Below are 23,939 nucleotides of genomic sequence, written 5' to 3' on the forward strand. Positions count from 1 at the left end.
AACGAACCGCCCCGGCTTCGGTGGAGTCGGTTTGGCGCGCCCCGCGAGTTCGATCATGAAGGCGGGGCGTGAGCGCCGGGCTCGCCTGGCGGGGCGTCGAGGGCCAGCCTCAGCGCCGCCTCGACCGGATAGACCGGGCAGTACAGCGGAGTGGCTGTGGCCGGCGGGGCCGCGTCCTTCGCCTCGAACGCCTTGCGGGCCCGGCCGAGGTCCGCGAGCAGGTCGGCCACTGACGGTTCCTTCTTCGGCTCCGGGGGCGCCGCCTCGACGGGTGCCTCCGTCTTCGGCGCCGTGATCGAGACGCCGAGCGCCGCCGCAGCGGCGTTGAGCCCGTCCTTCGGCATCGCGGCGGCCAGCGCCGAGAGGCGGCCGACGGCCTGGTCGGCGTACGCGGCGTCGACCGGCACCGCCGGCAGCTCGAACCGGGTTCCGGTCTGAGCGCCGAACGGGGCGTCGCGGAACACCCGGTCGCGGTTCTCGGCGTCGACGAGCACGTGGCGGCCGTCGTGGAGGTCGGCGTACAGGTTGGCGGCGAGCACGTTCCCGTCGAGCAGCAGGTTCTGGTCGGGCACGGTCGCGCGGACGGCGATGCTGTCGGCGAAGGCGAGCACGTTGGCCTCGACCCGCATGACACCCCGGCCGGAGATGTCCAGCAGGCAACCGGTCGTGGACTGCCCGGTCGAGGCCCGGCCGGTGGGGTCGGCGGCGAACAGGACCGTGTTGCCGCGGATGGTCCAGGGGCCCGCGCCGGGTGCCTGGATACGGACGGCGGTGCCACTCGTGTTGACGACCACGTTGTTCTCGAACGTTCCGTACGCCGCACTGAGCTGCACGGCGCAGTACGCCGCGTTGGCGAAGACGCAGTTGCGCACGGTGATGCCGCCGCTGCCGCCGCGCAGGTCGAGCAGCGCCGCCGACTGGGAATGGCCCGCGTCGAGGGCGCCGCTGTCGGCGTACGCGTTGTAGGTCGCCCCGTCGAACATGAACCCGTCAAGGATGAGGCCCTCCCCCGAGTCCTCGCCGGTGAGCACCGGATCGCCGAAGATGCCCTTCGCCTTGGTCTCCGGAGTGAGCACGAAGCGCACGGGGTGGCGCCAGGGGTGGCGCGCGGCGAACTCGGCGTCCCACCCGCCCAGCAGCGTCAGGTTGCGTACGGGGATGCGCCACGTGCCCGACCGCAGGCGGCCCGTGTACTCACCTGCGGCGACGAGGATGCGGTCGCCCTCGGCGGCCTTTTCGAGGGCCTGGAACGGGTCGCGGAACGGCGCCTCCCGGCTGCCGTCCCCGCCGGAGGATCCGGCCCGCACGAACCAGTCGCGGCCGGCCGGCCGGGGCGGCTCGGGGGCCGTGACGTCGAGCACGGCCGCGAGGGAGTCGAGGACGATGGTGGCGCTCTGACGCCCGCCGGGCGGCGTGAGGCGGTACGTGCCGCGGAGCAGGTACGTGGACTCGACGTCGAGGCCGCGCGAATACCGTACGGCCTCCTCAGTCTGGTGATGGACGAGGCCGTAGCGCGGGGCGAGCGCCCACCACGGGCTGTTGTCGGTGCCGGGCTCGTAGACGGCGACGCCGATGTGCGTCTCCGCGAGCTCGGGGAGGATCTGCGTGTTCTGGTCGAAGCCGACCCCGGCCCGCACCTGCACCGGGGCTCCGGCGAGCGCCGGGTCGGCCTCGTAGAGCCGCGCCCAGTCGACGGCCTGGTACGCCGGACCGGCCGGGAGCTCGGTGAACGGCTCCGGCGCCGCCAGGTCGGCGGGGTGCGCGCCCGGCGCCGCGCCGACCGCGAGGGCGAGCACCTCGGCCGGGGCGAGCCGGCGCATGACGGGCCGCTGAACATCATGGTCTGATGTGGACGGCAGCTCGCCGAGGCCGGCCGATTTCCGCAGCGCGTTGAGGGCGGCGATCGGCGGACGCTCATACGTGACGGCGACGTCCACCGTGTACGCGTCGAGCCACGCCGCCGGGAGCCCGGTCAGCTGCGGGTCGCCGACGGTGTTGCCGGCTGCCGAGCGCAGGCCGACATCTTCGAGCTCCGCGGCGTACTCCTCGGTGAGCTCGGCCTGCGCCCCCGACACCCGGCTGCGCACGATGTCGCGCGGTGTGGCGAAGAACAGGTTGCGGTCGATGGCGATCTGCCCGACGTCGCGCAGGCAGGCGACGGCCGCGTTGCCGCAGCCGACGAACACGTTGTCGGCGATCGCGGCAGCGCCGTCGACCCGTACGCCGACGGCCCGGTCGGCGCCGGAGCCGCGCGGCGGGTCGGAGTCGTCGTGGGCGAAGGCGAAGGTGTTGCGGTTGACCGCGGCCGGGGTCTCGGGGGCGCCGTCGCGGACGGTGAGCAGGCTGAGGCCGACGCAGTTGACGACGATGTTGTTCTCGAAGACCACGGCGTCGCCGCCGAGCTCGACGGCGCCGGAGCTGCCGTTGGCGAAGCAGCAGTCGCGGACGGTGATGCGCTCGCCGCGCAGGCTCACCAGCGGGCCGTCCCCGTAGGAGGCGCGCTGCAGGCCGCCCTGCTCGTCGTAGTCGTCGCGCCCGGCCCCGTCGAAGAACAGCCCGTCCAGGACGAGGCCGTCGTGGCCGCCGATGCCCTGGAGCATGTTCGGCTCGTTCGGGACGCGCAGGCCGGTCTTTGCCGCGAAGACCGTCGGTGTCTGCCAGGGGGTGCGGCGGGCGAAGTCGGGGCCGTATCCGCCGAGCAGGGTCAGCTCGGGGGTGTCGACGACCCACGAGGAGCGCTCGCCGCGCCCGGTATAGGTGCCCGCCGCGATGTGGATGCGGTCGCCGGGCGCAGCCTGCCGCAGCGCGAGCCACGGGTCGTGGAACGGCCGGGCCCTGGTGCCGTCGCCGACCGGGCCGCCCGCCGCGACGAAGAGGTCGGTCATGACTTCTTCACCTCGTCGTCGGCTTCCTCCGTCTTGTCCGCGAGCAGCTTGAAGCCCACCTTGACCGCGTCTCTGACCTGTGCGAACGCGGCGAGGCCCGTCTGCTTGTAGGGTCCCTCGGCCAGGTCCTTGACGTATTCCTCCTCGGTAGCCAGCAGCGACTCCAGGGATTCCGAGGCCTTCTCCAGCTCCTCGTTGAACTTCGCCAGCGTGCCCGGATCATCGGTCAGCTGGGCGAAGGCGTTGGTGCTCTCCTCCACGAGCGTGGGGAAGAGCTCGTCGTAGAGCTTGCTGGACTGCTCCTTGGCCGCCTCGGCCCGCGCGTCAAGCCCTCGGTCGAGGACGTTCTCCTTCATCCAGTCCCAGTCGGTGGCCCGGTAGTCGCCGGACGCGCCGATGCCGCGCCAGTTCCCCGCCGCCTCGGCGCCGCGGGCGAAAAGCTTGTCGATCCAGTCCTCGTCGAGCTGTTCGCGGGCCGCGGTCAGCAGCTTGATGTTGTCGACCACCGTCTGCTTCGCGGCACGCTTCTGCTTCGCCGCCATGAGGTTCTCCGCGGTGAGCTTCTCGAAGTTCTTGATCGCCTCGTTGGCGGCATCCTTGGACGACGGGTCCTTCATGAAGAGGACGATCAGGCGGGCGCCCGAGGTCGGGAGGTATTTGACGAGCAGGCTCTTGACCGTGTCCTGGATCGAGCCGAAGTTCTTGAGGAGCAACTGCTCGACGATCGCGTCGTTGCTGCGCGCGTTCTTGAGGTCCTCCTCGCACTTCTTGATGAGCGCGAGGTCGGCCTCCAGGACCTTGCTCATCAGCGTGGCGACCTCGGGGACGTCGAGCCGGGCGACCTGCGCCCAGATCTTGCGCTCCCCGGCGAGGAAGTCACGCGGGCCGACCGCGGTCCACCGTTCGTCGACGGACATCGCGTTGGCCTGGCTGTCCTCCAGCACCGACCGGATGTCCGATTCGAGGCGCTCCATCAGCGCCTCGGCCTGCTCGCAGTTGGTCTCCCACCGGTCGGTCAGGCCGTCATAGCCTGGTTGCTCCAGCTTGGAGAGCATCTCCTCGAACAGCTTCTCCCGATCGGTGTCGAAGCGTTCCAGCAGATCCAAGACCTTGTCGAGGATGTCCTCCTCGAACCCGGTGGCGCGCATCCGCTGCTCAACGAGCTCGCGGGCGTCATCGACATCTTCCACAAATTTCAGCGTAGGAGCCCTCGGTCACCCGAGGCAGTCGTGAACCCGATCCCTGCCAGATCAAGGATCCGACCTATGCCGCCGCTCGGTGAAGACTCACTCCGGAAGTCGTCGACTCTTCGGGAGTGCACCAGGTCATCCCTGTTCAGCGGACCGCAACCCCGCACCCCGCATCAGCCGGGCCACCCGCTTGCCGCAGTGCCGCCGCGTCGACCCGGACGCGGCGTCGATGCTGCTGGCGCAGTACGGCGAGAGCGTGATGCGCCTGGCGTTGCGCGGCCTGGAGGGCAAGACGCTCGATCCGTACCTGGCGGGATGGCGTCGGCGGGTGGTACCGACGCTCGGCCACCTGCCGGTCCGGCTCATCACCAACGGCGCGGTGGACCGGGCCGCGCACGGCTGGATCGCCGAGGGCTGCGGGCGGTCGACGGTGAAGAACAGCCTCGCCGTCCTGGTGCGGGTCCTGGAGCAGGCGGTGCGCGACGGTCTGATCGACCGCAACCCGGCGCGGCTGACCGGGTGGCAGCGGGAGTACCAGCGGGCCGAGGACGAGTTGGACAACCCGCGTTCCCTGGCGCCGCCGGACTGGACCGCGCTGTCCACCCTGGCTACGGCGCTGGTCGAGCGCTCGCACGGCCGCTACCTCGGCTGGGGTGAGGTGGTGAGGTTCGCGGCCGGCACGGCGGCCCGCATTGGCGAGGTGTCCGGCGTGCGCAAAGGCGACATCGACCGGGACACGTGGCTGTGGACGGTGCGCCGGCAGACCACCACCGGGCCGGGCGGCCTAGTCGACAAGGGCACCAAGGGCAAGCGGGCGCGGCAGGTGCCCATCATCGAGGAGTTGCGGCCGATGGTGGCCGCGAAACTCGATCGGATCGCCGAGGATGACGGCCGGCTGTTCGTCGGCCCGCGTGGCGGCCGGATCAGCACGGCGGTGCTGCGCGACGCGACGCACTGGGACGAGGTGGTCGGCTCGCTGGGCTTCGAGTACCTGAGGCGGCACGACCTGCGGCACACCGGGCTGACCTGGATGGCGGATGCCGGCGTGCCGGTGCACGTCCTACGGAAGATCGCCGGTCACGGCTCGCTGATGACAACTCAGCGGTATCTGCATCCGGATCGGCAGTCGATCCGGGCCGCCGGTGAGGCGCTGTCTTCGCATCTCACCGGCCTGCGGTCCCCAAATGGTCCCCAGCGGGGCATCGCATGATCGCGCGAAATGCCCTTCTACCTGCGTCGGGACGGCCGGATTCGAACCGACGACCCCTTGTTACCGAACGTAACCAAATCGAACTTGTCGTTGATTGTCGAAAATTGACGTTGAGCTGCACAGACACGATCAAACACTGGTCGCTTCTTGTTACTTGTTGTCATCGGTAGATGAGGGTTTTCGGGGGGAAAACGGGGGGCGGCCGACGTGGCAGCGCTGGTCCCCACCACGCCCCACTCCCCCACCATGGGTGACGTGTGTCGTCACCAGGGAACAGCGTGCGCCCGCCCATCACGACTCACCTACCGTCCGCAAGGGGTTCGTGTCGGTGGATCGACACGAACCGATGCCCAGATCGGGCTGCGCATCGTCGGCGTCATCCCAGTCGTTGGGTAGCAACCCTACCCGCGCTACGGGCCCGGGCTGACGGCCCGGGCCTGCTCCGTCTGGAATGTAGCGAGTGTTGTCAGCTCGAATCGGGAAGCGGCTGGCGGCTTTCGTGGGCCTTCCCCTCGGATGAGGGTGGCCAGGTGTTGTCCTGCTTCGATGGCGTTGATGGGTTGTCCGGCGAGGCGGCCGAGAAGGGTGTCGAGCGGGTAGTGGGCGAGCACGTGGTAGCGGGCGAGGTACATGGCGGCTGCGGTGACCGGATAGCCACAGACGGGTGCGAGCAGGGCGTAGGCCAGGACCTGGTCGATCAGGGCTTGGAGGTGATGAGTGTCGTCGAGGTTGCCCGTTTTGAGTTCGACGATCGTGGTGCCTGCGAGGAAGTCGGCGATACGGAGTCCCTCCAGCAGGTTCAGGGGCGCGGTGACGGGTCCATAGCCGCGTAACGTGTTGCGGAATCCGCTGGTGTAGCTGGCCCAGAAGGCGGCGAAGGCGGGACGCGCCGCGTGCGTCGTTCTCGCGTACACGGTGATGGTGCGTCGGTCGCGCAGCGCGGCGTGGATTGCCTGGGCCTCGTCGGGTTTCGCCGGTCGGAGCGCGTGCACTGCCCGGTCGAGGTCAGGTAGCAGGCTGCCCACAGTGAACAGTCGAGCCGCAGGGATGCGGTCGGAGGTCTTGCGCCACGGCCCGTCGGATGCGCCGGGGGTGGGTGCGTATCCGGCGGTGGTGAGCAGGTGCCGTTTCCCGGGCTCGGGAAGGCTGGCGATGAGGCGCGGGTACGGCGGCTCGTCGCACAGGTCGAGGGCGAGGGTCCGTTCCATCGCCCGACCGAAGCGGTCGGGGTTGGGCGCGTAGGCGCTGATGGGGGCAGGGGCGCGGTCGATACGTTGTTGCAGGTCGGCGATGAGCCAGGCCCGGTGGGGGAACTGTTGGGCGAGCCATTGCTTCGACGCCGCCGGCTCGGTGCTGGCACGGATCACGTATGACGTCATCAGGAGCCGATCCTCTTCAGGTCGGGGGCGTGCAGACACGCCGCGCCGCATCTTTCGGTGTGAAACGGCGTGACGGGCCGGGCAGAGCGCCCGTAAACGGATGGGGGACAGCCAGCAGCCTGTCGACGACTGCGAGGAAACGGTCACGGAGCAGGCCGCAGGCGGGGTCTAAGCCCGTCGGCATCAGTGACCGACTCCTTGGGCTCCGCATCACAGAGCGGCACAGCAGCAGCTTCATCGGCCAGACAGGGCCAACTACACGGTGACCGAACCGTACGCGGTGTTCCTGCTGATCGACAAGTAGGCGGGCGAGCTGATCCGGTGGAGACAGGTGCTGGCGCCCGCCGGGCCTGTCGGCATCGGCATGGCATGGCATTGAACTCAATCACTCAATGACTTAGGGTATCGAACTAATTCCATTGAGCTATCTCCTCGATTGAGCTATCTCCTCGACGGTGCCGTGACCAGGTCGATCGGATGAGCGAGGTGCCCTCGACATGGACACCGGCAGACACAACCCCAGCTGCGCGACAGCTCGAGGACATCGGTGCCTGTGCACCGAGTGCGGCGGCTCCCAGCATGGCGTGCAGGGCTGGCTCGACCACGTCGGCCACGATCACTCGATCCGTCGCAGGAGACGGAAGGACTTCGAGGACAGACTGACCTGGACGAAGCATCGACCGCTGCGCCTGGAGAGAACCCGCGCGAACAGGGAGGTCACCACCGACCTTGCGCGCGTGGACATAGCGGACTGGCTTTCCACCCCGTCACCTACTTCGGCTCCCGAAGACGGCGAGCCCTACCCATCACCCGCCGAGCAGGTGACAGCACTTGCCGAGGAGATGACACGCGGAGCCTGGCGGGAGATCGCCACGGAACTCGACTGTGCCACTCCGGACGCCACCAGAGTCCGGAAGGACCTCACCCATCACGGCTGGTGCGACCTGTTCATCGCTCTGGTCCAGGTGATCGAGGTGACCCGGCGCGGCTTCGACAGCATCCCCCTCAGGGTCAAAGAGATGATTCTCCGGTCGCCGCTGCAAGCCGAGCGCCCGCACGTCACCGAGGCCGTTGTCGCCCTGATCGTCGACAAGGCGTGGCAGGGGTTCCAGGCCGCAGCGTTCGCGGGCGCTCCGCTGCTCGACCTCATCTCCCACGAAGAAGCTCTCCGCGCGCTACGAATACTGGCCCTGTTCATCTGTCCCGCACCAGCACAACACCCCGCAGTACGGCAACACGCCCTGAAACCACTCGGAGAAGACGCCACTAAGATCCTCACCGACCAGACCAAGACCCGGCTCGCCGACCTGTTCACCGACTGGCGATCCGACCGCGCCGCCCCGCCCGGCGAATAGCTGCAGCAAGCCCTACCCCAGCCCTCGGTGGAACTCGTCGAAAGGCCGTCCCACTCCCCCACGGCGATCGACAGCACCGAGGGTGGGACCAAAGCGACCTGGCCGATCGGAATATCGGGTGGAGCCCGCCGTCGTCCCTCCGGCACGATGCCCGGATGATGCTGCTGGTGCCCGCGAACCCGCTACGGCCGCGCCTGCCCGACGACCACTTCGCGCCCGAGGCCAACGCCGCCCGCGAAGCCGGGATCGACGTCGCCGTGGTCGACCACGACGCGCTGACCCGCGACGACCCGCACCGCGCCGTCGCAGCCGTGCCCACCGGCGGCGTCGCGGTCTACCGCGGATGGATGTTCCACAGCGACCAGTACGCCGCCTTCGCCGACGCCCTCACCGCCCGAGGCGTGACCCTGCGCACCAGCAGCGACCAGTACCGCCGCGCCCACGAACTTCCCGGCTGGTACCACTCACTCGCCCCGGTCACACCGACCTCCACCTGGACCACCAGCGCGCAGCGACCTGCCTTCGACCACGCCCGGACACAACTCGGCACCGGCGCCGCCGTCCTGCGCGACTACACCAAATCGATGAAACACCACTGGCACGAGGCCGCCTTCATCCCCGACCTCGGTGACTCAGCCGCCGCCTGGCAGATTGCCGCCCGCTTCCTTGAACTACGCGCCGATGACTTCACCGGCGGATTCGTCCTGCGCGCCTTCGAACACTTCACCAGCGCCGAAGTACGCACCTGGTGGATCAACGGTGCCTGCGCACTCACCGGCGCTCACCCCGACACCCCCGACGAGCTCCCGCCCACCGACCTCGACCCCGCCACACTCACACCGCTGATCGCCGCCCTCGACCTGCCCTTCGTCACTGTTGACCTCGCCCGCCGCGACGACGGCGTCTGGCGCGTCGTCGAACTCGGCGACGGCCAGGTCAGTGACCGCCCCACCACTGTCAGCCCGCACGACTTCGCCACGGCGCTGCTGACGGACGTCATGGCGCACCGGTAGCGCCAGCCAGTCGGCTGCCGAAACGCGCGTCCATCCGTGAGCCTTTCCAAGCTGATCTTGCAGCTCAGGGCGGGTGTGGCAGGCCCAGTGATCGATGGGTGCGAGCCTCCAGGTAGGACAGCTGTCGACCAAGACTCGAAGCCCCGACCGGAACCTCGCCATGCTGTCCCACCCCGCCACGATTCCGTTGTCCAGCCGCACCCTGAACCACCTCGCCGAACGCATCCACGGCCACCGCAAGCAGCGCCGCTCCCGATGGCGACGCCTCGATCCCGGCCGGCAGGCGCTGCTGGCTCTGGCCCATCTGCACAACGGCGACACCTACGCGCGACTCGCGGCCGGCTTCAAGATCGGTATCACCCCCGCCTGGCACTACGTGCAGGAGGTGATAGCCCTGCTCAGCTCGGTAGCCGACGGTCTGGCCACCGCCGTGGAACGAATTTGCCGAGCGACGGGAGCGGTGGGCGACGCTGGCGTCCGATCCCCGATCGGCCGCCCGAGCCATGTACGAACAAGCAGGGTGGAAGAGGGTAGCGACGTCAGCACTGCCGTGGGGGCCGCCTATGGATCTTCTGGTCCTGCCACTGCCGATCACTCAGGCATAGTGAATCTGTATAGCCCTCTCCAGCGCGTGGGACTCTCGTCCGAACAATTTTTCGACTTGATCTCTCGCTTACTCTTCGCCTTCCGTTGAACGCCGGACGTATCGCAGTGGCATGCCCAATCTCTCCCAAATTGATACGAGATGGTCACCCTCCATCAGTATGGGAAGCAGCCGCTCGGATGTCCACAGCACAAGCCTCCGCCCATCCATCGACTGGCGGAGTGGGTAAAATTCCGCGACGCATTTTTCGACCCTGAGGCGAAGTTCGGGGGGAAATCGATCGAAGATCTTGCGCACTTGTGTGAGCTCGTCATCCCAGACCAGCATCCCAGCAATGAGGGGGGCAACAAAAGTGCTATCGGCGCAGCTATTCCTGAGGTGGTCGCTGAGCTCTCTATCGCTCACCAGATAAAGGTACTGCCCTAGCAAGAGCGAGTATGGCCACGAATCATCATGAACCCGATCCCGAACACTTGCGGCGTCCAGCAACGATCGAATATCGGCTCCAGTAAAGCCTTCTGGGTTCCGGGCGACATACTCCATCAGAAGGGAGGGCCTGAGGACTCGACTTTCAGAGTTCTTCAATCCTCGAATAATTTCTATCGCGGCTGCGGTAGCGGTCGAGACGTGGGCGGATTCAGTCAACGCTCGCGCCGCACTCCCCGCGAAGGCCACATCAAGATCATCACTGTCGATGGCGAAGCGGTTCCCTGCAACTCCAAAACCTGCGTTAATGATCGATGCTGCCGTGCTCTGGAACATCAGCGAATGTTTATGCACGAGGGGCTGAGCAGGGTCGTTTTCAGAAGAGCGCATAATAGCAGTCTCCGAGAAAACGGGTTTGATCTCGGAGAGATCCAAGTCTGGGACGCATCCCTGCCATATGTGGACCATCTTAGACCACCATTCGATTGGATCCACATCTGACGGCGCAATCGAGTCGATCTTTACAGCCCTGTCCTCTACCCCCAGGACTAACATGATCAGATTAGCCGTATAGAGAGCAAAACGTTGAAGCGATGACTCCCCTGAGGGAGAGTATGCAGCGAAGCGCCCACTTTCCCACCTACCCTCAGCCTGCCTGAGAAGAGTTCGAAGGATCTGCCGGATACCCTGACCTGCCGAGCCAGGCAAGGCACCATGCAATTGCGCCACGAACGGCAGAATCGCTGCCCCTCCGATGCTAAGCAATTGATGAGACAGTAGCGCATAGAGGCGATCGTCGTCCCAATTCTGCGACGATGGTCGATCCACTGATTCCCATAGATCAGTTAGCTCGTCCAGCGTCAGTCGCGCGATCAGATACTCGCTAAAAGTAGCGTGTAGAAACTCGTAGCTTCGACCCTCGAAGCCCTCATCTGCTTCCGCGGCGTGTATGAAAAAAAACTTCCCTAACAACTGTCGCGCCGCCGTTAAAGCTGCGCCTCGTCTTTGCATCCGCCGCTGACGCATCGGTTGATCAAGAGCATCAAGGTCCGCCTGAAGCAAGTGTTCCTCGACGTAGTGTCGCCCACGATTGAACATGCCGAAGGCGGCAATCCCCAGGCGCCAGAGCTCGGCTCGCACCTGCTCCTCGCGCAGATCCGCTGGATCGAGATCCGGCACCTTCTGCAACTCGCGTTGTATGAACCGGCGGAGAATATCGCCGTAAATTTGTGCCGGCGTCGAGTTCTCCCCTACAGCGGGGAGATGGTTGGTTGCGCCATAAAGAATCAAAAGCAGCAGAAGCAGCGGCTGTTGGGCGATCTCGCCATACGAAAGAATCGTATCTGCGGACGGGATGCATGACTGTCGTTCCAGATTCACCTGATCCCATATACCGAGGCAGGTCCGCACTTGCTCTGGGCGAAAGTTTTCTAACTTGATGACCAAGGACCCGATGGGAATCCGGGCAAGGTCGGCCACCAGGGTCCGTGAAGTAACGACGACCGAGACGGGGTGGCCGGAAATCCGCTCGACGCGCTGAAATTCGACTACGTTGTGCAGATAGTTTGATTCAGAATTTCCCGAGGCTTGCATAAATTCATCCAAGCCATCGATGAGCAGCACTCGGGTTGCGTCGACAGCGGACTCGCTTAGCTCAGTCCATGAGACACGTCCGTTGGTCGTTTTATCGAGAACACCTGAAACCTGTTGATGGATGGGAGCGGTCGGATCGGACACCTGACGCAGTGGCACACGCGCCACCGCGTAAGCGTCACCGCCGGATAAACGCGCTGCACAAACCTTGGTAAACATGCTCTTCCCGGCCCCTGGCAGACCTAAGACCACAAGCGGCCTTTGGTGACTACGAGGCGAGGAGAAATAGGCCGCCAGGAAGGTGTCCAGATCACTGCCCCATTCGGCGGATTCCCACCAGTTGTCGTCTGCGGGTCGACACTTTTCATCCATAACCACCGAACGAAACGCTGGTGTGAGGTAGCCCTCCTGAACCGTCGGGATTCGAAGCTGGGCCAGATCGTCGGCTGAATCGGTGACAACCAATGGCTCCAAAAGCACTGCCCGGTTTACAGCAGCATTTACTTCACGAGTCCGATTCCTAGCGCCTTCGGCGTCACGGGGGAGCGACCTTACTAATTCTTCGAGACGGCTCAAAGCCTCGCTTGAGCGCTTGACTGCGCTCTGAGTTGCATCACTCTCGCCCAACGCCGCCCAGATCCCGAACTCGGGAACCACAGCGGCGAGCGATTTATACTCCGCTTCGTAGCGCCGGACTGCCCGGCTTACAACATCACGAACTAACGGATCGGTAGCTCGCACCGAATCAATCCGATGCCAAACTTCGAAGTTCTGCAAGAAAGCGACGCAGTGCAGGGCCAGATTTTGAAAAAGCGGCTTGATCACCTCGTCGCGGTTGGCTCGAAATCCGCAGCCCGCCCACGGCAGCTCAATAGGAGCGTTCATCAGGCTCCGCTGAAGGCCATCCTTTGCGAGGTCCGGCTGAGCGTCGCCGGTGAGGCGGCGTTTGTCGTCTTCCGTGAGGCCGACCTTCTCGCACACTGGCCCGACGATCTCACGGAATGCGGCGAAAAATGCTCCGTACGCCAAAGCCGTGTGGGTTGCCGCGAGCACGTCGGAGCGGTCGGGAACACGTTTGCCCTTAAGGCGTGCGCGACCCGCTGCGGCGACCTCGCCTAGAGTCTTGATCAGCTCGTTCTTTTGATCAACCCAGCCCCAAGCCGCCAACCCAAAGGGGCCGGTGACCAGTATGCCGACGCCAAGCAAGGTGTCTAGTGCCTTGAGCCACTTGCCGTCCGGTCCGGATAAGATCTCGCGTGCACCGTCAAGTGTGTACGGGGAGCGGGCCACTCCGTCAATGATTAGGGCCTCTCAGTAGATCGTCAAGAGACGCAGGAGCCTGCTGGCCGAGCCATCCTGGTTGTCCGATGTACACCTACGGCCTCACGCCCGCGCCCGCGAAGCACGACACCTTGGGTCACCGGGGGAGCAAGCGCCGTGCTCGGCAACCGCGGCCTCGTCTAGTGCTCCAATGTCACTTGGCCTGTCTGTGCTGGTAGTGGGACCCGGCAGAGGAAGCGAGCGCTGAAGGGTCGAGATGAGGTGGGCTCGGTACCGTGACGAGGTGATGCCGAGCTGTCCCGAATGCCACGCGGCGGGCGTCCCCCTGCTCTTCGGCCTCCCGGCGCCCGAAGCCAGGAAGGCCGCAGCCGCAGGCGAGCTCGCGCTCGGCGGATGCTTCCTCCCCGAAGAAGCGGTACCGAACTGGCAGTGCCCACGGCAACACCGATGGCGCGACGCCGATGAGCGGACATGGGACACGCAATCCCTAGCCGCGCTACTCGCACACGGCTACACCGAGCGGGATGACGACACTTGAGCCGGCAACGGGAGCCGGCGCGGGCACCGGCAGGTGGGGTGCCTCGGCGCCGTTTGTGGCCGGGCGCGAGGGTATCGCGGTCGCGATTATCCCCGGTGCCGTAGGCGCGGACCGGAGCGCCGTGACTCCGGGTACTTCCCGGCAGGAGGTTCAAATCTCCCGCCGGGCCGGTGTACGTGGCGACGAATCTGTCTCGCTCCTACGCCGAGAAGGGTTTTCGATGTTAATTCGCTCTCAGTGCCAGCTCTCACATTGGATTTCGGACTGCAATATCAAGGAGCATGTCGGCCCACTTGACCCGAAGGCTTGAGCCGAAAACCCGCGAGGGCCGGCTAGTACTCCAGCCGGGGATCGTGATCACGGCTCGATGAGGGCTTGTCGGGCGTAGTGGCTGTTCATGGCTCTGGCTTGGTGGCGGCGTCGGCGGATGGACCAGAGCAGCGGGTCGCAGAGTCGGCGGGTGGGTTCGATGATCAGGACGTGGAACAGGTGGCGTAGCTCGTTGACGGTCAGGGGGATCAGCCCGACCGGCTGGTAGTGGTTGCGGTGCTTGGTGGTCGCGGCGGCGAGGAACGCGTGGGCGAGGAACGCGAGGGTGGTCCAGCGGTGCCAGGAGGTCCAGCGGCGGTGTTGGTGCTGGTCGAGGCCGAGGCTGGTCTTCGCGGCTTGGAACGATTCCTCGATCTTCCAGCGGCGGCCGGCGACCGCGACGAGAGTGCCGAGCGCGACGATCTCGGGTGACCAGCAGCGGTAGAAGGCCAGTTCACGGGTGCGGCGGCTGCGGCGGATCAGCAGCCAGTGGTGCCCGCCGTGACCGTCGGTGGCGTGGGGCAGGGCGACGAAGGACCAGTCGTAGTAGCGGTGGCCCTTCGCGCCCCTGCCGGCGGACATGCGCTGCCAGGCGGTGACGGGGAGCTCGGCGGTGAGGGCGTCGACGCGGTAGACGCCGAGGCCGGTGATCACCTGATGTGAGCAGGCCACGGCCAGGACATAGCCCAGTCGCAGCTGACGCAGCCGGGCGGCCAGTCGCGGGTCGTTGCCGTAGGCCTCGTCGCCGGCCGCCCACCGGCACGGCAACCCGCCGGTGACCGCATCCTCGATCATGCGGGTCGCCAGCTGCGGCTTGGTCGCGAAGCGCACCTGCGTAGGAACACCAGCCTCGGCGCGGCGGTCGGGGTCGTCGCACCATGACTTCGGCAGGTAGAGGGCCGTGTCGAGCATCGCGTGCCCAGCCTCGGTGGCATAGACCAAGTGCACCGCGAGCTGACAGTTCTCGATCTTCCCGGCCGTGCCCGAGTACTGCCGCTGTACCCCGACGGTGTGCCGGCCCTTCTTCAGATCACCCGTCTCGTCGATGACCAGCACGGCCTCGACATCACCGAGATGCTCACCGACGAACTCGCGGATATCGGCGCGAACCTCAGCGTCGTCCCACGTCACCCGGGTCAGCAAGTCCTGCATCCCGTCCGGGCTGGCGTCTCCGGCGTGCTCAGCAATCGTCCAGCAGTTCTTCCGCGGTAGCGGCGCCAACAACCCTCGGACGAAGTCACGCACCCGGCGACGCGGCTCGGGCCTGCGGAAACGCTGCCCGACCGTCAACATCAGCTCGTCGAACAACACCCGCCACCGCTGGGCGTCTACCCTGTATCCGGCAGCCACCGCTGCATCATGGTCAGTCCACACAACCGTCCATGATCGACGGTGGCTGCCCTCGTTCCCGCACCGCGTCAAACCGCAGTCCAGCCGAGGTCAACATCCCCGGCTGGAGTACTAACCCCTCCGGCGAGGTGGACTTTTGGCGGCTGGAGCTGACGCTCAACGAGCTGGGTAAGGCGTTCTTGGTGGTAGATACGTTCGGGACGGAGGGCCAGCGGCTGCTGACGTAGAGCCGGAGGTCTCATCGGAGCCACCTTGAGCCTATCCTGGGCATTGCCCCATGTCTGCCTACAGCATCATGGAGATGAGCCGCCATCTGAGGCTTGTCTGCTGTGCAATATGCCGGCACCCTGGGACCCACGGGTGCGCACTTACGGCGGATGACGCGACAGAGGCGATCTGCAACGATGCCACCGTCGACAGTGACGGGAGGGAGCTGCACGTGCTCGCCGCTTCGGTGTGGAACAGCTTGGAGTTCGCCAAGCTCGTCATCGGCGGCATGGTTCCGGTCGCCGTTGCCGTGCTAGCTGCTGTCTTCAGCCGCGCGTTGAGGCGTGCCGAGAACCAGCAGTGGTTCAGCCAAAAGCTGGTCGAAAAGCGCATCGAGCTGCTCACTGCAGCCCTGCCTGACCTCAACGACTTGTTCTGCTACTTCACGTGGGTGGGCAACTGGAAGGAGCTTTCGCCACCCGAGATCCTGCTACGCAAGCGGCGACTCGATCGACTCTTCCATGCCAACAGCCCATTTTTTTCAACCTCGGCAGTAGCGGCGTACGACGCGTTCATCTCCGCCCTGTTCAAGACGTTCGTGGCCCCCGGGTCCAGCGCACAGCTACGTACGGGGCTGACGTCCCAGCACGGAAGCCGGGTGAAGGCATTCACGGAGTACTGGGAGCCCACCTGGGATGCGATGTTCACACAGGAAGCCGAACGGACGTCGCCCGAGGTCATCAAGGAACGGCACCAGGCGTTGACGGCCGCGCTCGGTTCCGAGATCGGCACACAGTCGGCACCGAGGGAAGCTTAAACATGATCGTTCAATGGTGTTGCAAGGGCTTGGCGAAAATCGACAGTGGGGCCGTACAGCAGATACTTACCGACCCGACGGGTCTGCGCTGCCGAGACTGGGAGTCGCATTGGCAACGGGGTGGGGGCTTCCCCGTGGCCGCCGCCATACAGCGCCTAACCGAGGAGAACCTCGACCGCCACGTCAACAATTTCAGCAGCGTGGAGCCAACCACGGGACGCAAGTTCTGCGATGTAACGCCCTTCATCTCACTGTCAGCCGGTTGCGTCGACCGCGACGTGGCGGCCAGGACCAACATCACCCATCGCGCGCTTCGCACCGCTCTGGAGTTCGCCACCACCGACTACGCAGACCCTGCAAAGCCCGCGTGCCCCGGCTGGGTCCTCTATTGCTACGTCCTCGTTGGATCCAACCCAGCCGTCCGGATCCCGACGGTCGCGGAAGAGATCCGGGAGCTGAACCATGGCCGCGCATATTCCGGCTGGTACTGGCAGGGCGAGGTGGCGGCCAAGCTGCACATCCCCTCCGCACAGATCCTCTGCGCAGAGCGGTACGAACCTGCGCCGAGTGGCCGGCTCAGGCTCACCGATCTCCTGCTGAACCTTGACTTCTGTCACCCTGCCGCGCTGCTAGCGGAACGGAGCATGCTGTGACGCTGCCGGAGCGATTGTGGGGGGCACTGCGGCTCGACCCGTCAACGGTCGCGGCTCGAGCACGCTTCTATCGGGCATACGCTGAGTTGGAAGAGCCACCGTTCGACGTGCGCGACTTGGCTGAGTTAATGCGCGATCGCCCTCCTCCCAGAGGCTCTGGCCCGCGCGTCATCAACCTCATAGGTAAGGAGGCAGGGGCCGTCGGTCAAAGCCTGCGGGAAATCCAACGCCCCCGTGCCGGGAAGCCCTGGGTGCGGCTGGCCGAGGCCGCGGATGCCTTGAGAAACGCCGCCGTTGCTGAACTGCTTCTCGACGTACAAACGGGCCGGGGGACTTTGCTAGAGGCCAGCCGCGGCTACAGTGAGCTCGGGTTGCCATTCGGTGACTTCCTTGCCGTCGCTGCAACGGGAGACAGAGAGCGATCGATCTCGGCCGCCGAACTTCTCGGCGTCCTGCTGTCCGATTCCCAGATCACAGACACCGGACGACACGGCTCAGCAGCACTTGCAACGCCTGCGCAGCAGCGCTACCTATTGCTCACGGCGGCCCCCGACGCTACCGACCTGTGGCCGCGGCTGGCTGAGGCGCCGCAGGCGCACCAGACCGCGGCGGTCGGTGCAACATCCCAGCCCTTCTCGACCTGGTGGCGGCTCGGTGGCCTGCTCAGCCGCCTGGACGCCGACGCCGACGCCGACGGGATCAGACGCGAACTGACACGGATCATCGCCGAACTCTCCGAGGCACACGGCCGGCAACTGCAGCTCGCCGCAGCTGATGATCACCACTGGTCGACCGGACGCGCCCAGACGGACTTGATCGATCTCGACTTGGCCGGCGCAGTCGCCATATCCGCGCGGATCTTGCGGCAGCGGGAAATCCGTCCATGGCGGTTCGAGAGCGATTTCCCCAAGCTGTCGCCGCTGGCGAGCATCTCGCTCCAGATCGGCCTTCAGCTCGGCGACGACGCCCCACCATCCGATGACTACCTGGGTGCCCACACGAGCGCCTGGTGAGCCACAGCTGATCGTCGGCCACCGTCGTACGGCGACGGCCGGTCGCCGTATCGAATTGAACCACCGCGAGGCGCGGAGGTAGCGGTCGTCAGCCGTTGTCGGACGTGCTGATGGCGGTCCAGCCGCGGCAGTTTGGGTGGGTGGCGCGATGGCGGCATGCCCAGAGTCGATTCCTGAGCCTGATCGGTAGCTGTATTCATCAGTCATCACCGGTCAGGTAGGTGAACGCTTGCAGGATCTCCTCTCTCCCGCTGGCAGTTCCTTGCCAGAGGCCCGTGGCCGCTTCTGTTACCCAGCGAGCTAATCGCGGTAGGTCAGCACCACTCGCGACGTCGTAGCCTTGTCGGATTCCGACGACAAGGCGACCATCGCCATCATCATCGACATGGCGAACGCGTGTCCGTGGCCGGCGACGAGGTTGCGGTAGACGCTGGTGGCCACTGCCTCGAACGGATCGGTCACCAATCGGCGCCGCGCGATCCCCGCGCGTACACCCCGCAGCACCGCGGGCAGCCGGTCGGCGTTCATCCATGGCTCCGCCATGCACCGACTCAGAAGGACACGCAGGTTGGTACCGGCGCTGCCATCATCGGTGGTGATCCGGACCAGTCCGATCGCGGTGGCGGAGACCCAGCCTTCAACTTGGTCCGGTCCGGCGGTCGCTGCGTGAGCCAGCATGGAGAGCACGAAATCGATTACTGCGGCCGGGTCGGTCCAGGTCGCGGGCCGAGTGAGCGCGAACGCCACCCCGCGCGGTGCTCGGCCGTCCATCGCGGCGGCGAGGTCGAACGTTGCCCGATCGAATCCGAGGTCGGTGAAGTAGTTGGTAAGCAGGATAGCCTCGGCCGCCGCACGGATCTCGCGTGGAATCTGCCCTTGGATCTGCAGGTCACGGATAAGGTCGACCGTGCCGAAGGTCGCGACGCCCATGCCGGCGGCGATTAACCGCAGGCGGTGGTCGTCGCACCAGAACGGGATGTGTTCAGAAGCCGCCATGTCGAGCGACGACATCCACTCGAACTTCCGGTCGGCGTCTGGGAACGTCGTGAACCTGGTCCACGGACGGCGTGCTGCCTGGTGCAGAATCGAGCATACCGTCGTGGCCTGCTCGGCGAGCGAGTCGGCGACGGACTGCTCGATCACCGTGACGGTCGGCCGCCCAGCGTCAGGATCCCATCCCGTGGACATGGTCGAACGCAAGCCGAGGGACTCCTGCCCCCGGACCGCATCGCGGTAAGCCTCATCGGTTGCGCGAAGCTGGGCGAAACCTGAGATGAGCTGCGAACGCAGGTGCGGGTCGAGCAGCGCCAAAGTGTGAGCTGCAGTGACATCGATCACGGTCACCTTGTTCCAGGCCACTGCAGCCGCGGCCCTGCCGTGCATCTCTCCTGCCAGGGCATGGGCATTGACGAAGCCGGCGCCGCGCTTCAGCGACGCCTCTGTGTAGGAGGAATCGAAGGCGGTAGCCAGCATGCCTAATGGCAGGTTCGCCTTGTCGAGTTCCTTAATGACTTCGCCGAGTGACTCGTGACGTGCGCGAAGGTCGGGCGCGAGGGATCCGAGCGGGTCGTCCTCCGAGACCGACATCCGGCGGAACACCCTGCTTTCGGGGAAGCGTTCGGTGTAGTCGAACATGGCCGTATGCAGCGCGGCGATGTCCTCGTCGGTCGTCGAGAGCGCCTGGCGCCGCAGGCCGAAGAAAATCTGGGCGATGAAGACGCCCATCAGCTGCTCGTCGTCCGGCCACCTGGCCATGGTGGACAGTGCGCGAGGCACGAACTGTGTGCTGGTGTCGCGGCGGGCCACCAGGCCAATCCAGGTCATGGCGTCGTGGCGGTCCCGGGGGGCGACCGGATCGCCGTCGGGGGTGAGGGCGTTCCACGCACCGTCGCTATCGCCGCGCCGAACCAACGCGTGCACGAGCGCCCAGCGGGCGTTCGCGGCGTCGGGGTCGAGCGTCACCAGGTTGCGGGCCTGCTCGATCGCCAGGTCCCACGACCCCTCGTCGGTGTGGATTTCGAATATCAACGCCCGCGTATCGAACTGTCCGGCCCACTCGGCTCCGCCCATGGTCAACGCGCGTTCGGCGGCCCGTTTCGCGGCTTCCGGATCCTCGGCGGCCCGCAGATGACGCGCCGAGGTCAGCATCAGGCCGGGGTCGTTCCACCGGCATGCGGCTTCCTTGAGCACCTCGGCGGCCAGCAAGTGCTCCCCGGCCTGCCCGTACCGCTCCGCAAGCAACACCGCAAGTGCAAAGTGGTCCGTGGCGCCGGCCCGCAGAGCCTCAATCGTGCCCCCCTGCGCGCCCATGGCGCGCTGAACAACCCGGATTTCGCGCACCAACTCGGGATGTTCCTGCTCGACCCCGGCAAGATCCGGTAGCTCGCCACCGACCTGGGCCAGCCCTCGAACCGCCACCAGAAAGTCGGCCCTGGACTCCGCGGCGGCCAGCGCGGACTGCCACGCCGCAGCGGCGACCGCGTTTTCGGCGGTGCCGGTCAGCTCCACGGCCTCGATTTCCGCGACAACGAATGGGATGCCCAGTTCGACGGCCAACGCCCGGGCCCGGCCGTACTCGCCGGTGCCGGCAAGCAGTTCTGCCTGCTCTCGCCGCAGCCGGGGGTCAGTGACCTCCTGCGGCCAGGCGTCACCGTCCGGCTGCTGCTCGATGAGCGTCCGCGCCTGCGCCACCTTGCCGCCGAGCACGTACGCCTTGACCGCGACCAGGATCGCCGCGACGCTGTCGCCGTGCCACGACCGACGGACGTTACGGGCCTTGATCGCCAGCGCGGCAGCCCGTTCGGTGTCGGCCAGCCTGTTCACGGTCTCCCCGTACCGCGCCCGGTACAGCAGCAACTCAGCGGCGTACAGCGCTGATCCGCTCGCGCCCTCGATGTCAGCAGCGGCGAGCGCGAACTTCACTCCCCGGTTGATGTCGTCGGCTCGAGCGTAAAGCCGCGCCAGCAGTTGCAGCCGCAACGCCTCATCGGCGTGCGACGATGTCTTCCACGCGGACAAGACATCGATGGCCTGATCCCAGTCCTCGCGGTGGACAAACAGCAGCCCTTGCGCAAGCGTGTGTTCCCAGGCTGCACCGACGAGGATCTCGTTGACGTCAGCGGAGGCGTCCTCCGGCAGGCACATCGCCTGCCGGGCCTTCCAATAGCCGGCCGGGTACGCTCCACCCTCCACGGCCATCCCGAACAGGCGGGCTGCCGTCGGATTCTGGCTGTAGTCCGAGGCGAGTTCAGCCAGCCAGCAGATTACCTCCACGGGTGCATCAGCGAACCAGTCCGGGGGCTGCTCGCACCACTGCCGCAGGACGGCGCCGCGGTCATCGGCCGTGACGATGACCTGTACCAGCTTCTCCACGTCTGGCCAGAACTCGCGGATCTCGATCGCCCGATCGCGGCACCACGGCTGGAGCATGGTGACCTGGTCGCCGAACACGTTGGTGGCCGACATCCGGCTCAGGATAGAGCGGGTGTTGTCCTCCACCACAGCACGGGTAGACGCTGCCGCGGCACGGGTGTGTTCTGCCTGCCACTCGCCGGCGATGGCGGACGCGGTGGCCGGGTCGTGTGCGCGTACGAAAGCGGCCAGAACAAGAACGAGGACCTGCTCGGCGTCGGATCGCCGCTGGTCGCCGCTGTCGCCCAGCAGAGCGGCCAGACGGTCGAGGATCTCGTCGGCCACCTCGGCGCCACCCCGGGCCAGCTGGCTCTGCACCTCCGGCAACACCATCCACTTGTGCAGCTCGCGAGTCTTCAGAGGGTGGTTCGGTAGCTTTCGTCCATTGTGGGTTCGGCCCGGCATGTGAAGGTGAGCCGTGGTCGTAACCGGTGACGTGGTGGCCGCGTTGGGCTGATCATGGGTGAGCGTGCGGCGTATCCGAGTGACCTGACCGATGAGCAGTGGGCGGTGGTCGGGCCGTTCCTGCAGGCGTGGAAGGACCGGCACCCGTCGGTGTCGGGGCATCAGGGCCGTTACGAGTTGCGGGAGATCGTGAACGCGATCTTCTACCAGAACCGGACCGGGTGCCAGTGGGCGTACCTGCCGCACGACCTGCCGCCGAAGTCGGCCACCTACTACTACTTCGCCCTGTGGCGTGATGACGGCACCGACCAGGTGATTCACGATCTGCTGCGCTGCCAGGCACGGGAGAAGGCCGGCCGCCGGGAGGATCCGACCGCGGTGGTGCTGGACACTCAGTCGATTCGGGCGGCCAACCACGTCCCGGCCGCCACGACCGGCAAGGACGCCGCGAAGAAGGTGCCGGGCCGTAAGCGGGGCCTCGCGGTCGACGCCCTCGGGTTGATCATCGCGGTGGTGGTCACCGCCGCGTCGGTCACCGACAACGCGATCGGCGTGAAGCTGCTGGACAACGTCCTCGCGCACACGCCGACGGTGACCAAGGCATGGGTCGACGCCGGGTTCAAAGACGACGTGCAGATCCACGGCGCGGTCCGAGGTGTCGACGTGGAGCAGGTCCTGCGGTCCGACACGACCGCCGGGTTCGTGCCGATCAAGCGGCGGTGGGTGGTCGAGCAGACCAACGGCACGCTGATGCTGCACCGCCGCCTGGTCCGCGAGTACGAAAGCCGACCCGCCTCCGCGGTGTCCCACACCTGGTGGGCCTCGACAGCGAACCTCATCCGCCGGCTGACCGGCACCGCCACCACGTCCTGGCGCGACCCAGGCCACCAGCGGTGACCCAGCCGTCGCTGCTGACCCTGCTCACTGAACGCGAAACCGCCGCCGGCCTCGCCGTCGAACGGCTCCGCGCCCAGATCGCCTCCCTCGACGAGCAGCTCACCGCCGCCGAGACCGAGGTGGCCGAACTCGCCATCACCCGCAAGACGCTGCTGAGCCTGGGCGGCCCACTCGACGCGGTCGCACCTGCTGACCCGACCATCGCCAGCCCCGCCTACCAGCAGATCCTCGCCGTGTTCCACGCCGGGACCGCACCGATGCGCGCCAAGGACATCTGCAAAGCGCTGGGCGCCGGGACCACCGCGAAGGACACCGAGAATCTCCGCGCCAAGCTCAAACGCCTCGTCGCCCGCCAGATCCTCACCGAACCCGACGCCGGACTGTTCACCCTGGCTCCACCGACGACGTCCGCGTAACCCCACCAACCAGGGCCGCTAACGAACCACCAAGTCCGCATCGGACATAGCCTCCCGAACCACCCTCTCACCCAACAATGTTCGCCGTCAGTGGCGCCAGGCACGCGCCGAAGCCGACCTCGACTGGGTCACCCCGCACACCTTCCGAAAGACCGTCGCCACCCTGATCAAGGAGGAGACCAACACCAAGAGCGCGGCGGCGCAGCTCGGGCACTCCAGCGAGGAGGTCACGGACACCTACTACATCGCCAAGCCGGTACAAGCCCCGGACGTGTCCGGCATCCTCGAACGGCTCGGCAGCCACCCGAGCAGCCAAGGATCACCATCAAAAGAGAACGATGCACATCAGTGACGAACTTGGTTGCCGCACCACGTAAACGGGGGGTTTTCGGGGGGCGGTTCAAATCTCCATAGAAGAAAGTCAAAGCCCTGACCAGCATTTCCGCTGGTCAGGGCTTTTTCTTTGGTCGGGACGGCCGGATTCGAACCGACGACCCCTTGACCCCCAGGACGTCGCGGTAGGCGTTGGCGCACGTCAGCAACGGCGCGCCCGTCGGCACGTCGTCGGCGGTTGCGCTGTCCGTGTCCGTCCGGGTTGGACGTGTGGTCCCCCGCTGGTCCCCGGTGCCGCTGTTGGTTTCCGTAGCGCTCCAACGCATTCAACCGTTGGGTGTGGTCGTCCGCAGCACCTGCGGGTGCCGGCTTCCCGTCGCGCAGGCTTCGCCCTGCCGGGCCGGGCCTGCCCGGTCCAGGTGGAGCGCCCCACCGGACGTACGACCTGGACCGGGCAGGCCCGGTCTGGCTGCCTGTGGTGTGCGGCGGGTGGCACCGGATCGGCCGGGCATCCCAGAGCGGCCCGGGTCCAAGGGCGGGTAGCCCTTGCCGCCGGAGGCGCGCTCCGGGTCGTAGGGCCGGAGGCCCTACCCGCCGGAGGCAACGAGTCGATTCGCGAGCATCTGTGCTGGACCGTAGGCACCAGACTGTCCT

14 protein-coding genes and 2 pseudogenes are annotated in these 23,939 nt (G+C 66.4%); 10 read left to right on the forward strand and 6 right to left on the reverse strand.

Going from position 1 to position 23,939, the window contains the following annotated elements:
- Positions 1-53: 53 nt before the first annotated feature.
- Positions 54-2,885, reverse strand: coding sequence for a right-handed parallel beta-helix repeat-containing protein (locus tag O7602_RS16900; protein WP_281583611.1), 2,832 nt, complete (start codon positions 2,883-2,885; stop codon positions 54-56).
- On the reverse strand, positions 2,882-4,075 hold the full coding sequence (locus O7602_RS16905; RefSeq protein WP_281583612.1) for a hypothetical protein: 1,194 nt from the start codon (positions 4,073-4,075) through the stop codon (positions 2,882-2,884). The genes O7602_RS16900 and O7602_RS16905 overlap by 4 nt, the downstream gene beginning before the upstream one ends.
- Before the next feature lie 137 nt (positions 4,076-4,212).
- Between O7602_RS16905 and O7602_RS16910 the strand changes: the two are divergent.
- Positions 4,213-5,285, forward strand: a pseudogene (locus tag O7602_RS16910) (site-specific integrase).
- Positions 5,286-5,695: 410 nt separating this feature from the next.
- Here the strand turns inward: O7602_RS16910 and O7602_RS16915 are convergent.
- Positions 5,696-6,664: a hypothetical protein gene (locus O7602_RS16915; protein ID WP_281583614.1), complete on the reverse strand. Its 969-nt coding sequence runs from the start codon at positions 6,662-6,664 to the stop codon at positions 5,696-5,698.
- A gap of 584 nt (positions 6,665-7,248) precedes the next feature.
- Between O7602_RS16915 and O7602_RS16920 the strand changes: the two genes are divergently transcribed.
- The 3 genes and pseudogenes from O7602_RS16920 to O7602_RS16930 all read left to right on the forward strand — a co-directional run.
- On the forward strand, positions 7,249-8,019 hold the full coding sequence (locus O7602_RS16920) for a hypothetical protein (protein ID WP_281583615.1): 771 nt from the start codon (positions 7,249-7,251) through the stop codon (positions 8,017-8,019).
- A 155-nt stretch (positions 8,020-8,174) separates the two neighbouring features.
- Complete coding sequence (locus O7602_RS16925; protein WP_281583616.1) at positions 8,175-9,032, forward strand: ATP-grasp domain-containing protein; 858 nt, start codon at positions 8,175-8,177, stop codon at positions 9,030-9,032.
- Positions 9,033-9,192: 160 nt separating this feature from the next.
- Positions 9,193-9,480, forward strand: a pseudogene (locus tag O7602_RS16930) (transposase family protein); the annotation flags it as partial.
- A gap of 225 nt (positions 9,481-9,705) precedes the next feature.
- Here O7602_RS16930 and O7602_RS16935 read toward each other — a convergent pair.
- Both O7602_RS16935 and O7602_RS16940 read right to left on the reverse strand, forming a co-directional pair.
- Positions 9,706-12,945, reverse strand: coding sequence for a hypothetical protein (locus O7602_RS16935; protein ID WP_281583617.1), 3,240 nt, complete (start codon positions 12,943-12,945; stop codon positions 9,706-9,708).
- Between the two features lie 886 nt (positions 12,946-13,831).
- Entirely contained in the window at positions 13,832-15,076 is a 1,245-nt protein-coding gene (locus O7602_RS16940; protein ID WP_281590346.1) for an IS701 family transposase, read from the reverse strand.
- 496 nt (positions 15,077-15,572) lie between these two features.
- Between O7602_RS16940 and O7602_RS16945 the strand changes: the two genes are divergently transcribed.
- The 3 genes from O7602_RS16945 (at position 15,573) to O7602_RS16955 (ending at position 17,823) form a co-directional block, all read left to right on the forward strand.
- The gene (locus O7602_RS16945) at positions 15,573-16,157 is read left to right on the forward strand and encodes a hypothetical protein (RefSeq protein WP_281583618.1); all 585 of its coding nucleotides are present in this window, start codon (positions 15,573-15,575) and stop codon (positions 16,155-16,157) included.
- 134 nt (positions 16,158-16,291) lie between these two features.
- Entirely contained in the window at positions 16,292-16,810 is a 519-nt protein-coding gene (locus O7602_RS16950) for a hypothetical protein (protein WP_281583619.1), read from the forward strand.
- Positions 16,807-17,823, forward strand: coding sequence for a hypothetical protein (locus tag O7602_RS16955; RefSeq protein ID WP_281583620.1), 1,017 nt, complete (start codon positions 16,807-16,809; stop codon positions 17,821-17,823). Before O7602_RS16950 ends, O7602_RS16955 begins: the two co-directional genes overlap by 4 nt.
- A gap of 300 nt (positions 17,824-18,123) precedes the next feature.
- On the opposite strand, the gene O7602_RS16960 is transcribed toward O7602_RS16955, so the two are convergent.
- Entirely contained in the window at positions 18,124-21,552 is a 3,429-nt protein-coding gene (locus O7602_RS16960; protein WP_281583621.1) for a hypothetical protein, read from the reverse strand.
- 141 nt (positions 21,553-21,693) lie between these two features.
- Here O7602_RS16960 and O7602_RS16965 point away from each other — a divergent pair, with 141 nt between their 5' ends.
- From O7602_RS16965 to O7602_RS16975, 3 genes are read left to right on the forward strand one after another with little or no spacing between them, the layout of a single operon-like run.
- Positions 21,694-22,536 carry an IS5 family transposase gene (locus tag O7602_RS16965; protein WP_281583622.1) on the forward strand — a complete coding sequence of 281 codons (843 nt, stop codon included), beginning with the start codon at positions 21,694-21,696 and terminating at the stop codon, positions 22,534-22,536.
- Positions 22,533-22,952 (forward strand): hypothetical protein, encoded by a 420-nt coding sequence (locus O7602_RS16970; protein ID WP_281583623.1) that lies wholly within the window; start codon positions 22,533-22,535, stop codon positions 22,950-22,952. The genes O7602_RS16965 and O7602_RS16970 overlap by 4 nt, the downstream gene beginning before the upstream one ends.
- A 46-nt stretch (positions 22,953-22,998) precedes the next feature.
- Positions 22,999-23,304, forward strand: a complete 306-nt coding sequence (locus tag O7602_RS16975) for a tyrosine-type recombinase/integrase (RefSeq protein WP_281590348.1) — start codon at positions 22,999-23,001, stop codon at positions 23,302-23,304.
- The last annotated feature ends 635 nt before the right edge of the window (positions 23,305-23,939 follow it).

Source organism: Micromonospora sp. WMMD1128 (genome assembly GCF_027497235.1).
GTDB lineage: Bacteria > Actinomycetota > Actinomycetes > Mycobacteriales > Micromonosporaceae > Micromonospora.

Excerpts from the sequence above, each read along its gene's own strand:
- O7602_RS16900 (WP_281583611.1), bottom strand. The coding sequence starts at position 2,885 with ATGACCGACCTCTTCGTCGCGGCGGGCGGCCCGGTCGGCGACGGCACC.
- O7602_RS16915 (WP_281583614.1), bottom strand. The coding sequence starts at position 6,664 with ATGACGTCATACGTGATCCGTGCCAGCACCGAGCCGGCGGCGTCGAAG.
- O7602_RS16940 (WP_281590346.1), bottom strand. The coding sequence starts at position 15,076 with ATGTTGACGGTCGGGCAGCGTTTCCGCAGGCCCGAGCCGCGTCGCCGG.
- O7602_RS16925 (WP_281583616.1), top strand. The coding sequence starts at position 8,175 with ATGATGCTGCTGGTGCCCGCGAACCCGCTACGGCCGCGCCTGCCCGAC.
- O7602_RS16965 (WP_281583622.1), top strand. The coding sequence starts at position 21,694 with ATGGGTGAGCGTGCGGCGTATCCGAGTGACCTGACCGATGAGCAGTGG.